At 39.3% G+C, this 15187-nt stretch carries 14 protein-coding genes and 1 other annotated feature; all 14 genes read left to right on the forward strand.

All coding sequences use genetic code 11. From position 1 onward, the window contains the following. Nucleotides 1-25 precede the first annotated feature (25 nt). The 14 genes from HUK49_RS00690 (at nt 26) to HUK49_RS00755 (ending at nt 14921) form a co-directional block, all read left to right on the forward strand. Nucleotides 26-1243: an NAD(P)/FAD-dependent oxidoreductase gene (locus tag HUK49_RS00690; protein WP_191912277.1), complete on the forward strand. Its 1218-nt coding sequence runs from the start codon at nt 26-28 to the stop codon at nt 1241-1243. 261 nt (nt 1244-1504) lie between these two features. Further along, nucleotides 1505-2815, forward strand: coding sequence for a bifunctional folylpolyglutamate synthase/dihydrofolate synthase (locus HUK49_RS00695; RefSeq protein WP_191912278.1), 1311 nt, complete (start codon nt 1505-1507; stop codon nt 2813-2815). A gap of 64 nt (nt 2816-2879) precedes the next feature. Next, entirely contained in the window at nt 2880-3518 is a 639-nt protein-coding gene (locus tag HUK49_RS00700) for a JAB domain-containing protein (RefSeq protein WP_191912279.1), read from the forward strand. Between the two features lie 142 nt (nt 3519-3660). After that, the gene (locus tag HUK49_RS00705) at nt 3661-4665 is read left to right on the forward strand and encodes a rod shape-determining protein (RefSeq protein ID WP_148444673.1); all 1005 of its coding nucleotides are present in this window, start codon (nt 3661-3663) and stop codon (nt 4663-4665) included. 87 nt (nt 4666-4752) lie between these two features. After that, the gene (gene mreC / locus HUK49_RS00710; RefSeq protein ID WP_102168151.1) at nt 4753-5601 is read left to right on the forward strand and encodes a rod shape-determining protein MreC; all 849 of its coding nucleotides are present in this window, start codon (nt 4753-4755) and stop codon (nt 5599-5601) included. A gap of 13 nt (nt 5602-5614) precedes the next feature. Beyond that, entirely contained in the window at nt 5615-6151 is a 537-nt protein-coding gene (gene mreD / locus HUK49_RS00715) for a rod shape-determining protein MreD (RefSeq protein WP_102168152.1), read from the forward strand. 48 nt (nt 6152-6199) lie between these two features. Continuing rightward, nucleotides 6200-6431 (forward strand) — a binding site (T-box leader). 175 nt (nt 6432-6606) lie between these two features. Next, nucleotides 6607-7254, forward strand: coding sequence for an amino acid ABC transporter permease (locus HUK49_RS00720; protein WP_102168153.1), 648 nt, complete (start codon nt 6607-6609; stop codon nt 7252-7254). A 13-nt stretch (nt 7255-7267) separates the two neighbouring features. Then, nucleotides 7268-7915, forward strand: coding sequence for an amino acid ABC transporter ATP-binding protein (locus tag HUK49_RS00725; RefSeq protein WP_191912280.1), 648 nt, complete (start codon nt 7268-7270; stop codon nt 7913-7915). Between the two features lie 18 nt (nt 7916-7933). Beyond that, the gene (locus HUK49_RS00730) at nt 7934-8776 is read left to right on the forward strand and encodes an amino acid ABC transporter substrate-binding protein (protein WP_191912281.1); all 843 of its coding nucleotides are present in this window, start codon (nt 7934-7936) and stop codon (nt 8774-8776) included. A 302-nt stretch (nt 8777-9078) separates the two neighbouring features. Further along, nucleotides 9079-10332 carry an EF-P 5-aminopentanol modification-associated protein YfmF gene (gene yfmF, locus HUK49_RS00735; protein ID WP_191912282.1) on the forward strand — a complete coding sequence of 418 codons (1254 nt, stop codon included), beginning with the start codon at nt 9079-9081 and terminating at the stop codon, nt 10330-10332. 6 nt (nt 10333-10338) lie between these two features. After that, nucleotides 10339-11637, forward strand: a complete 1299-nt coding sequence (yfmH, locus tag HUK49_RS00740) for an EF-P 5-aminopentanol modification-associated protein YfmH (protein WP_191912283.1) — start codon at nt 10339-10341, stop codon at nt 11635-11637. Nucleotides 11638-11721: 84 nt separating this feature from the next. Then, a complete protein-coding gene (locus HUK49_RS00745) occupies nt 11722-12777 on the forward strand; it encodes a helix-turn-helix domain-containing protein (protein ID WP_191912284.1) in 1056 nt (351 codons plus the stop codon). A gap of 21 nt (nt 12778-12798) precedes the next feature. Further along, nucleotides 12799-13386, forward strand: a complete 588-nt coding sequence (gene pgsA, locus HUK49_RS00750) for a CDP-diacylglycerol--glycerol-3-phosphate 3-phosphatidyltransferase (RefSeq protein WP_191912285.1) — start codon at nt 12799-12801, stop codon at nt 13384-13386. A gap of 176 nt (nt 13387-13562) precedes the next feature. Beyond that, nucleotides 13563-14921: an MFS transporter gene (locus HUK49_RS00755; protein WP_191911723.1), complete on the forward strand. Its 1359-nt coding sequence runs from the start codon at nt 13563-13565 to the stop codon at nt 14919-14921. Nucleotides 14922-15187: the final 266 nt, after the last annotated feature.

The following is a 15187-nucleotide window of genomic DNA, read 5'->3' on the forward strand; positions in this document are numbered from 1 at the left end:
TACTTAAATAGGGGATGAATTATTTATGAAAAAGATTGTTGTATTAGGTGCGGGATACGCGGGCCTAAAAACTGTTGTTCTCCTTCAAAAGAAGTTGAAGGGTGAAGGACGAATTGTCTTAGTTGACCGGAATACTTATCACTACGAAGCAACTGACCTCCATGAAGTAGCTGCGGGAAATTTGCCACCTGCAAAGATTTCATATCAAGTTAGTGACTTGATTAATTCTAAGGTAACGACCTTTATTCAAGATGAGGTTGTTAAGATTAATCCTGATGATAAAACAGTTGAATTAGCACATCGTGAACAACCATTAGATTATGACTATTGTGTTGTTAGTCTTGGGTTTACTTCTGAAACGTTTGGAATCGAAGGGGCGAAGGAAAATGCGCTTCAAATGACAAACGTAAAGGAAGCGCTTGAAATTCACAGGCACATTGTTGATAAGATGAAGGATTACAAGATTACCAAGAATCCTGATGACTTGAAGATTATCGTTTGTGGTGCCGGATTTACTGGAATTGAATTAGCGGGCGCACTAGTTGATGCTCGTCCACGCTATGCCCAAATTGCCGGGGTAAAGCCTGAAGATATTCAAATTTCGTTGATTGAAGCCTCAGAACGTCTTTTACCAATGTTTAACCAAGATCTTGCTAATTATGGTGTTAACTTGGTAAAGAAGCTTGGAGTTCATCTTTACACAAGTTGCCTGATTTCACGGATTAAGCCAAGTACCGTAATTTATCAACATGGTCGTGGCAATGGTGATGAATCAATGACTGCTGGTACTATTATTTGGACAACCGGTGTTAGTGGTAGCCCAGTAATGGCTGAGTCTGGTTTTAATGAACGACGTGGTCGGGTTGTTGTTACTGATCACTTAAACGATCCAGATCACGAAGACCTTTACATTATTGGAGATGTGGCAGCGGTTATGGCTCCAGGTTCACCTCGTCCATACCCAACTACAGCTCAGTTGGCACTTTCAATGGCTGATTATGTGGCTGATGATATTGCCGATCGGGTAAGAAAAGGCGAACGGTTAAGCGAGCCGTACTCATACAAGTCACTTGGTACCGTTGCTTCAGTCGGTAATACACGTGCTTTTGGTGTTGCTATGGGACATGAAGTTAAGGGATATATCGGTTCGTTCATGAAGAAAATGATTGCTAACCGTTCACTCTTAGAAGTGGGGGGATTGAAGGAACTCCTTGCTAAGGGACGGTTTGATTTGTATCACTAGAATAGGGAGAGATAACTAGCTCGCTAGTTCATCTTCGAACCCCACACAAAAAGGTTTCAACGTTCGGAATTTCCTGGCGTTGAAGCCTTTTTATATCCTGTGTCGTTTGCATATCATCTAGGTAATATAACTTATGTCACAACTCTTTTATTTTCTATATACTGCATTGTTTATCTGGAAAGTGACTGGGGATGGAGTCCATTTATCGATTAAATTATGTTAAGATGTGGTATTAAGTTAATTGAGTGGAAGGAATAGGAAATGATTGAATCATATGCTGAAGCGCTGAATTTTATTCATGGACGGACAAAATTCAAAAAAATTCCAACGTTAGACCGGATGAAACTTTTCCTCGAAAGGTTAGGAAACCCGCAAAAGGGGTTGAAGTACGTCCACGTTACGGGAACAAATGGCAAGGGCTCAACCGTTGCAATGTTAAGAGCAATGTTAATGGAGACGGGGCTAAATGTAGGGAGTTTTACTTCTCCATTTATTACTCGCTTTAACGAACGAATAGCACTGAATGCTAAGCCGATTAGCGATGAAGATTTGACAAGGTTCGCCCGCAAAGTAGAACCGGTTGTTCAGCAGTTAGATCAGGAATTACCAACCGGTGGACCAACTGAATTTGAAATTGATACTGCAATTATGTTTTGCTATTTTGCAGAAAAGCAACCAGATTTAGTTCTTCTTGAGGTTGGTATTGGTGGTCTATATGATTCGACAAATGTAATTACACCACTAGTAAGTGTGATTACCACCGTAAGTTGGGATCACATGAAATATCTTGGTGACACCTTAGCTAAAATTGCTCACCAAAAGGCGGGAATTATTAAGGAGAAAGTTCCCGTAGTGATCGGTCGGCTTTCCTCATCAGCGCATCAAGTAATTATGGAAGAAGCAGCCGAAAAGCATGCCAAAGTTTATGAATTAGGTAAAGACTTTTCAGCGCGGAAAATTAACCCCAATGCCATTAAAGCGGAGATTATATATGATGGTGGTCAATTGCATCATTTTCGGAGTAATCTCGGGCTAGCTGGTGACTATCAAGTCGAAAATTCTGCAATTGCAATTACAACAGTACAAATAGTACTAAAGAAACTAGGAATCCCGGTAGTTGCCGCTGACTTGAAAAAGGGGTTAGCACTGACTCAGTGGCCTGGCCGGATGGAAACTGTGATTAATGAGCCGCTAGTATTATTGGATGGGGCGCATAATCTTCCCGGAATGCAGGCGTTAGTTAAAACAATTCGCGATGATTTTAGCGATCGTGAAGTATACGTCCTCGTTGCTATTTTAGCTGATAAACAATATGAGCTAATGCTTGGTGAATTGGCTAGTCTGGGGAATGTGCATTTAATGGTTACTAATTTTGCGGGGCCCGGACCTCAGCGACCGAGCGCTAATCTAACTACTACAATTAGTGAGTTTAAGACGAAACACCCAATCCAGGTTGCAGAAAATTGGCAGACTGGATTCGTCAAGTTATCTCAAGAATTGGCAGCCGATGATGTAATGATTATTACTGGCTCGCTCTATTTTGTTTCTGAAGTTAGAAAAAATTTAAAATAAAATAATGCAAAGCTCTTTTTATTCCGTCATGTATATATAGAACGGAAAAAAGGAGTTTTTATTTATGTTTACATCAGAATCAACCCAATACCTACAGCTTGTTAGCAGAATTCTAATTGATGGTAGTGAAGAAGCAAATGTACTATTTCGGCAGTTTATTAGTCAGTATCCAACGCCAATTTCAATCAAAAATATGACAAATGCTGAAAAAGATAAACTGATTGAAGAAGATGAACGAATGGAAGTTCTTCTTGCAGCAATTGAACTTGGGACAATGGTGGTCCGGAGTCAGGCGCCATTGCTGGGTCACGCTTATTCTAGTCAACTATTAAGCACTGAGATGATGGATCGGTTAAGCGGGGAAAAGCAAGAAAGCCTCTATTTAGTTGGTACGGATGTCCATAATGATATTATTGATATTAAAAAAATGTTTGTTGGCGGTTTAAGCGAATGTAGTGTCTACCCTGACCGGGTTTTCCGCCGAGCGTTGTTACAATCTGTAAATGGAATTGCAGTTGTTCATAATCATCCCTCTGGGAATGTTGAACCGTCATCAGCTGATATTGCGATGATTAAGCGATTAGAAAGTGGCAGTCGGATCTTAGGAATAACGTTCCTTGATTTTCTCATTATTGGTCAGAATAGTTATTATAGTTGGCGTGAAAATCAGGCGTTTCACAAAAATGAGGAAGAAAAAAGTTAAAGAAAACGTTAATTTATCAAAGAATAAGCCTTTTGTGGCAATTTATTGTGTATATTAAGGTTCGTATATGGCTTTTTGCTATGGTATAATATGCTCGATATTAGATTAAAAATAATTTACTAAAATGAAGGGAAGAAGCAGATTGCTAGGAATCGGAACCAAAAATATTGGCATCGACCTTGGAACAGCAAACACAATTGTGTATGTTGAAGGCAAAGGAATTGTATTACGTGAACCATCAGTTGTTGCTCGTAATACTAAGACCAATGAAGTTATTTCTGTAGGTAAAGATGCTCGAGATATGATCGGTCGAACCCCAGGTAGTATTACAGCCATTCGGCCAATGAAGGATGGGGTTATTGCCGATTATGACACGACTGTTGCCATGATGAAGTATTACATTGAGAAGGCCCTTGGTAATTCTAACGGTAAGCCATACGTAATGGTATGTGTTCCAAGTGGAATTACTGAAGTTGAAAAACGAGCTGTGATTGATGCTACTCGTGTTGCGGGAGCACGTGACGCTTACGTTATTGAAGAGCCATTTGCAGCTGCCATTGGTGCGGGTCTTCCAGTTATGGATCCAACAGGAAGTATGGTTGTTGATATTGGTGGGGGAACTACCGACGTTGCTACTATTTCATTAGGTGGCATTGTTTCTAGTCGTTCAATTCGGATGGCTGGGGATGAAATGAATGATGCAATTGCACAGTATGTTCGTCAAAATATGAATCTGCTGATTGGTGAACGAACTGCTGAAAAGATTAAATGGGATATTGGTTCTGCTTCTACCGATGCTGCTGCTGAAATGGGTTCAACAGAAGTTCGGGGGCGGGATCTTGTTACCGGATTACCAAAGACAATGGAAGTTTCTGCAAAGGATGTTTCCGTTGCATTGCAGGATGTTGTTGATTCAATTATTGATGCAATTAAGGGGACTCTGGAAGAAACATCTCCAGAAATTGCTGCTGATGTTATTGATCACGGAATCGTCCTCACCGGTGGTGGTGCATTATTAAAGCACCTGCCTGACGTAATTGCTGATGCTACTAAGGTTCCCGTATTTATTGCAAATGATCCACTTGACTGTGTTGCAACTGGAACAGGTGAATCATTAAAGAGTATCGATGTAATGAAGAAAAAGTAATAAGTAACGGGATGGGGCTGGTCGCAAAACGATTTGTTTTGTCCAGTCCTTTCTTATTACCTAGTAAAGAAATGCTGGAGGAATAAAATGCGCAAGTTTTTTTCCAATCGACGGCTTGTTATTCTTGTGCTGATTTTAATTGCGTGTTTCGGTTTAATGGCCGGTTCTGTTTCAATGCGTAATCGTCGGAATACGCCTCCATTGATCCAACAATTTGGTAATGATATCGTTGGTTTTGTAGATGGAATCGTTGCTATTCCGGTAAACGCTGTTCAGAGTGGCTTTAGTTCTGTGGGACAATTGATGAATACATATTCTGAAAACCGGGAATTGAAGCAACAGGTAACTGAATTAGCACAAACGAAGGTCCGTGATCAGACCTTAGCAAAGGAAAATAAAGAACTAAAACAAGAGTTAAAGCTTAATAAATCCTTGACTGATTACAATACAATTACGGCTTCTGTAATGATGAGAACACCATCCTCATGGCAGAAGCAATTGGTAATCAATAAGGGACAAACTAATGGGATCAAGAAAAATATGCCAGTAATGAGTGGTAGTGGTTTGATTGGTCGAATTAGTGAGGTTAACAAGACTAATAGTAAAGTTGAACTATTAAGCAATACTGGTGAATCCGCCAATCGATTTGCCGTAACGATTGACGGGACTAATGGCCGAACTGTTAACGGAATTATTACCGGTTATGATGCTTCAACTGATGAGCTAATTATGGGTCAGGTTAGTTCTAAGGCTAAGTTGAAGAAAGGGACTAAGGTAATGACGAGTGGTATGGGAGGAGTAACACCAAAGGGTCTTTATGTCGGTCGCGTAACCCGTGTAGGGAAAGACGACTATGGACTAGCTCAAAAGGTATACATTAAGCCTGCTGCTGATATGAATGACGTTAATATTGTGACCGTTGCCGAGCCGGCTTAATCGAGGTGGTTGAATGTATAGATTATCGAGATTAAGGTACATTTTTCCGTTAGGGTTGTTTATATCATTGTTCTTAGATGGTTCATTAAGCAATGTCTGGGCAAAGCTATTTTTTAGCTATCCGTATTCAATGATGAGTGAATTAGTGCTGCTGTGGTTGGTTCTCTCGTATTACTTTGAAGAGGATATTGAAATTCCATTAATTCCCTTTGCTGCACTTGCAGGGATCGTATTTGATGTCTATTTTACGGGAATTCTGGGATTAGATATTTTCCTTTTCCCATTAATCGTTGAACTTACTAAAGTTCTTTCGAGATATTTTAGCCAGTCATTTTTAACGATTATTATGATTTTCTTTATTGATATTGTTGCCTTTGTAACGTTAACATATTGGGCATATTCATTGGTCGGGATTACGCATATGAATCTTGGTGATTACCTTGTGTACACTCTTGCGCCAACACTAGCCCTTAACTTGGTTTATTTTGTGATCCTTTATTGGCCAATCCAGGCAATTTATACTTGGGCTTTAACGAAAAAAAGATCTTAGAAAAGGATTGACAAAGTTAATTATCAAGTGTAGGATACATGACAATATCAAAAAACGAAGAACAGACTAGTAAAGAATTAACTTGCTCTTTAGAGAGTTCACGATGGTGGGATGTGAATGAGTTAGTGTTCTTGAATCACATCTGCAAGTTGATCCATTGAAGTAAGTAGGTGGATCCGGGGAAGCCCGTTACAGCGCGGAGTTTAATTAATGAACTTACTGAGGTTGCTTTTGTGAGAAAGTAACAACATGAGGTGGAACCGCGTAAAACGCCCTCATAGTCAATTTTGGCTATGAGGGCGTTTTTCTCTTTCCGGATAATTAGACTCACGAGGTAATTACTGTGAGGTAATTATAAAATGAGGTGGGACCACGACTTGCTCGTCCTCTTAAACTAACACTAGTTTAAGAGGATTTTTTGTTTAACGTTTTTCGCAATTCAAGGAGGTTTTAAAATGTCACTCAATTATGTTTCACAAATCTTGCCCTCACTTATTCAGGGGGCTGGATTAACGCTACAGATCTTTTTTTGGACACTAATTGTTTCAATCCCCTTAGGAATCATTGTAAGTTTGGGACTAACATCGAAGGTTAAGCCACTTAAATGGGTTTTAGAAATTTATGTTTGGCTGATGCGGGGGACGCCGTTACTTCTGCAATTAATTTTTGTCTTTTATGGACTACCAATTATTGGGATTGTTTTTCAACGATACGATGCGGCTTTAGTTGCATTTATTCTTAATTACGCTGCTTACTTTGCTGAAATATTCCGTGGTGGTTTTCAATCAGTTAGTGTTGGTCAATATGAAGCTGCTAAGGTGTTACGGTTAAATTACTGGCAAACAGTTCGAAAGATTATTATTCCCCAAGTTGTTAAAATTGTTATCCCGTCAATTGGAAATGAAGTTATTAACTTGGTAAAAGATTCTTCCTTAGTTTATGTTATTGGTCTTGGTGACCTCTTACGTGCGGGGAATGTGGCAACTTCACGGGATGTTACCCTTGTCCCATTGCTCCTAGTTGGTTTAATTTACCTAATTCTTGTTGGAATTTGCACGTTGGTATTACGCCAAGTCGAAAAGCGGTATTCATATTTTAAGTAAGGAGGAGTAGTCAATGTTAGAAGTTAAAAATTTAAAGAAAAGTTTTGGCGATCGGGTAATTCTTGATAATGTTAACCTAACCGTTAAGGATGATGAAATTCTTTGTATTGTTGGTCCTTCTGGTGCGGGGAAAACGACATTGTTGCGTTGCATTACTGGACTAGATACTCCTGATAGTGGTGAATTCCTGATGGATGGTAAGCCATTTGATCCTCAAGGAACAGGTGCTTCAGATCGGGTGATTGGGGTTGTCTTTCAAGATTTTAACCTCTTCCCAAATCTCTCAGTGATGGAAAACATTACCCTTGCGCCAACGATGGTGCTTAAACAACCAAAAGATGAGGCAGTAAAAAAAGCTCAGGAGTTATTAGCTGAATTAGGTTTGTCAACAAAGGGAAATCTTTATCCCTGGCAATTGTCTGGTGGGCAAAAGCAACGGGTAGCAATTGCGCGGGCTTTAGCAATGAAACCTAAAATTCTTTGCTATGATGAACCGACATCAGCCCTTGACCCTAATCTTCGTCAAGATGTTGCTAACATTATTCTTTCATTAAAGAAGGGTGGCGTAACTCAGTTAGTAGTTACGCACGATTTGGATTTTGCTGAAGAAATTGCTGACGATTTACTGAAGGTTAATCCGCTTGATCAAAGTCAAGACTAAGAATGAGAGGTGTTTGCGATGCGTAAAATTAAATATTGGCTGGTACTTCTAGCTTTAATTACGCCTGTCATTATTCTTAGTGGTTGTGAGAGTGTCACCCAACGTGCGGATACTCAAGATACCTGGAATCGAATTGAACGTAGAAAGCGGGTTGTTATTGGACTGGATGATAGTTTTGTTCCAATGGGTTTTCGGCAAAAAAACGGAAAGTTAGTTGGGTATGATGTTGACTTGGCACGGGCCGTTTTTAAGCAGTACGGAATTAAAGCTGATTTTCAACCAATTGACTGGTCAATGAAGGAAACGGAATTAAAAAATGGGACAATTGATTTGCTCTGGAATGGTTATTCAATTAACCCTAGTCGACGGAAAAAGGTTGCTTTCAGTCGACCATACTTGAAGAACGAACAGATTCTTGTTACCAAAAAGGCGTCTAATATTTTAACCTTTGCTGATATGAAGGGGAAATCATTAGGGGTTCAGAATGGTTCAACTGGACTTACCGCATTGGACGAGCGGCCAAAGGTTCTTAAGGACTTAATCAAAAACCAGAAGCCAGTCCTCTATGATACTTTTCCGGACGCATTTATTGATCTAAATGCAAATCGGATTCAAGGAATTTTGATGGACCAGGTATATGCGGATTATTATATTAAACACCAAAAAAATAGTTCTTCCTACAGAACCTATTCTAGTAAAGAACTTCCTGTTGAGTATTATGCTGTGGGGATGCGGAAGGGTGATAAGACTCTTCGCCAAAAAATTAATGCTGGACTGGGTAAACTACAAAAGAATGGTGAACTAAGGAAAATTAACCAGAAATGGTTTGGTACTAATAGTAACTACCTTGGTACGGATTAAAAATTTTCTGTGACATATTTAAACCATAAAAGGGATTGTGACATAAGTACTTTACCAAGTTCAAATACGAACAGCGCGGTACGCAAATGGGTTCCAGTGTCCGGTATAACCGAACTCTGGAACCCTATTTGAGCTCGCGGGGGCGTGAAAACGAAGTCATAAATGACTTCTGTCACGCTCCCATCTTTTTAAAATTAAATTATTGGCAAAGTTTGTAATTTAGAGCGTGATAAAGTATTATTATTCAGTATGATTTAGTTCGATCTATAATTTTAATTGCATTGGGGAAGGGAGATATATCAGTGGATTATCGTCTTGCTAAGGGTGTCAATTTGCATGTTATTCCGACAAAGCAGTTTAAGATGACCCATATCTTGATTGACTTTGCGACACTACAGACAACTACGAATGCCACAGCAAGGAACCTCCTTGCTAACCTATTAGAAACAAGTACTCATCTTTATCCGACACAAACAGCGCTTGCACGTCAGATGGCAAAATTGTATGGAGCATTTGCTTCGCTTGGCGTTGGTCGGGTAGGCCAGTTGCATACCGTTCGGCTGCGATCAAGTTTTATTAATAATCAGTTGGCACAGGATAATTTATTTGCACAGGTAACTGAGTTAATTAATCAGGTACTATTCCACCCATTAATTGATGATGGTGAATTTGATAGCCCAACATTTCGTCTGCAGGTAAATAACCTTGCTAGTTCAATTAAGGCGCTATATGATGACAAACAATTTTACGCTAATCAGCAATTATTAAAGCTTTATTATTCTCCTGATTCTGTGATGAGGACGCCAAGCTTTGGTAAAGTTACGGATCTTGATTACTGTACGCCAGCAAGTCTTGTTCAAACATATGAAAAGATGATTAATCAGGATAAAATTGATATTTTTGTTTTGGGAAATGTTGATCCTGAAAACGTGTATTCAGCAATTTATCAATTACCATTTGCTGACCGAAATCCACAACTTCCCGACCAACCATTCTACTTTCAACAAGTTCATGAAGATGTAGTTAGTCAAGAAGAACAGCAACATGTTAGTCAGGCTAAACTAGACCTTGGCTATCACCTGCCGATTTATTACCGTGATCCGCTGTATCCGGCTGCTCTCGTTTTCAATGGTCTCTTTGGTGGGACACCTTATTCAAAACTATTTACTAATGTTCGTGAAAAGGCAGGATTAGCATATTACGCTTCAAGTCGCCTGGCACCATTTTCTGGATTAGTTAACGTGCAGACCGGAATCCAGCCAACTGATTACCAAACTGCTTTAACAATGATCCAGGAACAAGTAAACGAACTCCAAACCGGAAACTTTACTGGCGACTTAATGCGTGAAGTTCAGGACGCGTTAATTAATCAGCATTATGCTGGTTTCGATCTTGCAAATAACATTTTAGAACATCACCTGGTTAACCAATTACTTTCATTAGGAGAACAAACAGACTTTGCAAATCAAATCAACCGGGTGACAAAGAATGATGTGATGAAAGTTGCATCAATGATCAAACTACAGGCAAGTTATTTATTGAGTGGTGAAAAATAAAACTATATGAATAAAGAAGTTTATGACGAATTCAACCAACCGGTTTACCGGCAACAGCTACCAACCGGCTTATCTTTGCAGATGATTCCAATGAGTGGTTATCATAAAACTTATGCAATTTTTACTACTAATTTTGGCTCAATTGATAATCATTTTGTTCCGTACGGCAAAAAAGACGCAATTCAGGTTCCGGACGGGATCGTGCATTTCTTAGAGCATAAAATGTTTGAAAAGGCTGATCATGATGCCTTTGATTTATTTGGGAAACTTGGCGCTGATTCAAACGCCTTTACGAGCTTTACTCAAACTAGTTACCTCTTTTCTACTACCGATCATGTTCGGGAAAGTCTGAATGTCCTGCTCGATTTTGTCCAGGAACCGTACTTTACAGAACAAATGGTAAAGAAAGAACAGGGAATTATTGGTCAAGAGATAAAAATGTATGAGGATGACGCTTCCTGGCGGTTATATCTTGGAATCTTAGGTAACCTTTATCCTAATGATCCCATGCACATTGATATTGCAGGAACTGTTGATAGTATTAGTAAGATTACTCCCGAGTACTTAATGGAAACTTATCGGACCTTCTATCAACCAAGTAATATGAACCTAGTATTGGCAGGAAAGTTGGATCCGGATGAGGTTGTTGAGTGGGTAACTGATAATCAAAGTCATCGGCAATTCTTACCTGCAATAACACCAGAGCGGGTATTTAACCTTAATGATCCATCTGCTCACGATGTTATTCCGTTTCGGTCCCTAACGATGGATGTGGCTAGACCAAAAGTCATTGTTGGGTTGCGCGGAATTGAGATGCCTGAAAGTGGTCGAGAACGATTACATTATAAATTAGCAATTGATTTGTTACTTGATGTTCTTTTTGATGATACTTCGGACAATTATTTACGGTTATACAACAATGAGGTTCTTGACGATTCATTTGCTTATAATTTAGAAATGCAACGGGACTTTTACTTTGCATATTTCAGTTCTGACACCGATCAAATGGAACGATTTGCGGATGAAGTGATTGCTATCTTAGAAAGTGCGGATCAGCAAATTGATGCCGCGAGAACACGCTTTAATGAAATCAAGAATGCGGAGATTGGCCGTTTAACTGGCTTATTGGATTCACCAGAGGCTGTTGCAAACCATTATGGAGGAAGTTTCTTTGATGGTGCTAACCTGATGGATGAGATTAGGGAATTACGATCAATTGATTTGAATGACCTTTATGATGTTGCCAAGCGCTTCATTGTTTCACAGGGAATTTCTGTATTCCAAATCATTCCCCAGCATCGTTAATTCAAGACTTTCTTAATAATTGATAGCGGGATGCCATGCTATAATTAGCAGGTAGGATTAAAATTCAGAGATGGAGATATCACAATGAGTGAAAACGATAATGAACAACAAATCCAAATTGGAAAGAAGCTACGTGATGCTCGACAAGCTAAGGGCTATACGTTAGATGATTTACAACAGTTAACGAAAATTCAGAAACGATACTTAATTGCAATTGAAGACGAAAAGTTTGACGAATTGCCAGGGGACTTTTACGTTCGGGCTTTTATTAAGCAGTATGCAGATACGGTGGGCCTTGATGGTAATGAGCTGTTAAAAGAGTTCAATGAACAATTACCTAAGGCAAAAACAGAAGAATATTCCGATCATATTAGTCAGGCAGTTGAAACTCGAGCAAATCGGCGAAAAACTGTTAGCCAAGGGGTTAGTAAGGTTCGTCAATACATGCCAACCATTATTATTGCGTGTGTAATTGTAATTGTTCTAGCTGCAATTTGGGTAACTGCAATTGTTCGCGGTCACCAGGATTCCTCAACCAAGATTGATAATAGTTCCGTTTCGGTTTCAGGTGAAAGCCGAAAGAAGAGTAGCAGTTCTGTAAAGAAGAGTTCCACTAAGACGAAGAAGAGTACGGCCATTAAATTAACGGAAGCTAGCCGGAATAATAATAGTGTTACTTACAATGCCGCTTCATTAAAGAAGGATGCCAAGTTACAAATCAAGACAAGTGGTCGGACATGGAACAGTGTTACTACCGATGGCACAAATGCTTTAAGTCGGACAATGGACGCTAATTCAACGGCTGATGTGACTATTAAGCGAACTACTAATACGGTTGTTATTACAGTCGGTAATGCTTCAGCTACTACCTTAAAACTTGGTAATAAGAAGATTAACTTTACGGATAATGGTCGCTACAACAATACTCGGACAGTGACGATCCACTTTGGTAATTCATCAAGTTCATCCGTATCAAGCAGTGTTTCTTCTAGTCGAGCTACTAGTGGTCAGCAGACTGCTCCTCAACCGACGAGAACAAGCCAGAGTACAACGACTAATGCGTCCCGGACTACTACAAATCAAGGTCAGAACCGGACACAGACACAACAGTCACAAACAAATCAAACGCAATCACGCTAATGGGTATGAGGAGGAAGTAATTTGAATTTACCTAATAAACTAACCGTTGTGCGGTTAATCATTATCCCCTTTTTCTTATTATTAATGGTTCTTCCGTTACAATCGTGGGGAGCAGTCAGCTTTTTGGGAGCAACGATCCCTGTTTCACAATTTATTGCGGCAATCTTGTTTATTGCAGCAACATTGACTGATAATTTAGACGGTCGAATTGCGCGCAAACACCACTTGGTAACTAATTTTGGGAAGTTTACTGACCCGCTAGCAGATAAATTACTAGTAATGACGGCATTTATTGTTTTAACTGGTAATCAGGTTGTTCCTGCTTGGGTAACATCAATTATTATCTGGCGAGAATTATCGGTGACTGGATTGCGGCTCTTATTAGTAGAACAAGACGGCGTTGTCCTGGCTGCTAAAATGCCAGGGAAGATCAAAACAACTACCCAGTTTATTGCAATTATCTTCCTGCTTCTTAATAACGTGATTTTTGCAATTTGGGGAATTCCATTTGGCCAAATTATGTTGTACATTTGCTTATTCTTTACCATTTATTCTGGGGTTGACTACTTTATTCAGGGACGGGATGTCTTTTCAGACGGCTTTAAATAACTATTAGTTTTATATACATTAAGAAGCGATCTTGCTCATCTTTGGGTAGGGTCGTTTTTATTGTAATAAAAATAGTTATTGATATTTTTAGGAAAAATGTTCATTTATGTTTTGAAATATGATAAAATCGGTCTGTACCTTTTTTGAAAGGGATTTCATATTAAGGAGATGTAGTTATGCTTTCATTCTTAAAACCAGCTCCTGATGCTAAAACTAAGGTTCCGAAGGATAAAATTTCAACCGTTTATAAGTGGCGTCAAGTTGGTGTCTTATTGTCAATCTGTATTGGTTACATTGGCTATTATGTTATTCGTCTTATTTTTACAACCGAACAGAACGACATTATGAAGCAATATGGATTTACTACGGCTGATATCGGGATGGTTCTTTCATGTTTTGGTATTGGTTACGGTATTTCTAAGTTATTCATGGGAGCACTTAGTGATAAGAGTAACCCAAACCATTACTTGGCAACTGGGCTGATTATTTCAGCGATTTTGAACTTCGGATTAGGGGCTACCAAGAACCTCTACGTAATGATGTTCTTAATGCTTGTAATGTCAGTTGCGCAAGGGATGGGGGCAGCCGCATGTCAACGGATCGTTCAACTTTGGTGGGGTAAGAAGCACCGTGGGGCTATTTACTCCATTTGGTCCTCTGCCCACAACGCTGGTGCCTTTGTCTGTGTTGCCGTTGTCCAATTAGCAACTTTTATGTTCTCTGGTTCAATTCCAGCTGTGTTCTACACTGCATCAGTTGTTTCACTGATTATTGCTGCCTTCGTATTGATTTGTGGTGCTGACCGGCCAACAACTGTAGGTTTGCCAAGCATTTCTCAATATACTGGTGATGAAGTTGTCCTTGAAAATGGTAAGGCTTCTTCATCAGAATTGACAAACTTAACCTTGCCACAAATCTTTGTAAAGTACATTTTAACTAACAAGGTGGTTTGGGCGATCACGTTAACTTCAATGTCTCTTTACCTAGTTCGTTACGGGGTTATGAGTTGGATTCCTAGTTTCCTTGTTCAATCTAAGGGCTTTAGTCCATCGTTTGCTAAGTGGTTAGTTGGGATCTTTGAATTAGCAGCTGTCCCTGGTGTTATTATCATGGGTGCTATTTCTGACTTCTTGAAAGATCGGCGGGCAATTGTTTGTATCGCTTGTGTTATCTTACTTTTCATTTGCCTGACTACTTACTTCTTTAGTACAAGTCATGCCTTGATTGTTACTGTTCTTTTCATTATGGGAACTCTAATTTATGCACCGCTAACATTGGTTGGTTTAATGGTTAATGAAGCTGTTCCGAAGTTTGCTGTTGGATCATCAACAGGATTCATGGGCTTCTTCCAATACATTTTTGGTGAAACCTTAGCAACCGCCTTAATTGGGGTTTTAGTATCCAAGTATGGTTGGCTAGCAAGTAACATTGTCCTCTATTCAGCTGCAACGCTTGCCCTCTTATTGTTAATCTATATTATGTTTAACGAAAATCGTGTGGCTAAGCTTGCCAAAGAGGAAAATATTAAGGAATAAGCACGAAGCTGTTTTTTAATAACATTCGTAACCGAAAGACTCTAGTTTCATTTTATCTGGATGCTAGAGTTTTTTGTTTGAGACTTATATCTCTAAGAAATTAGTTATATCATTTACCTAGGACAGCTAAAATTATTTTCCTTAAGGCAGATTGCAAGAAATAACTTGAACGAATTTAGTGACGTAGATTAAGCAAGAAGATCTCGATTGGTGTATGCCAATTAAGACATTTAAGTGGCCGTGAATTCAGATACCAATTGATTTGA

It is taken from the genome of Limosilactobacillus portuensis (assembly GCF_014838735.1).
GTDB classification, from domain to species: domain Bacteria; phylum Bacillota; class Bacilli; order Lactobacillales; family Lactobacillaceae; genus Limosilactobacillus; species Limosilactobacillus portuensis.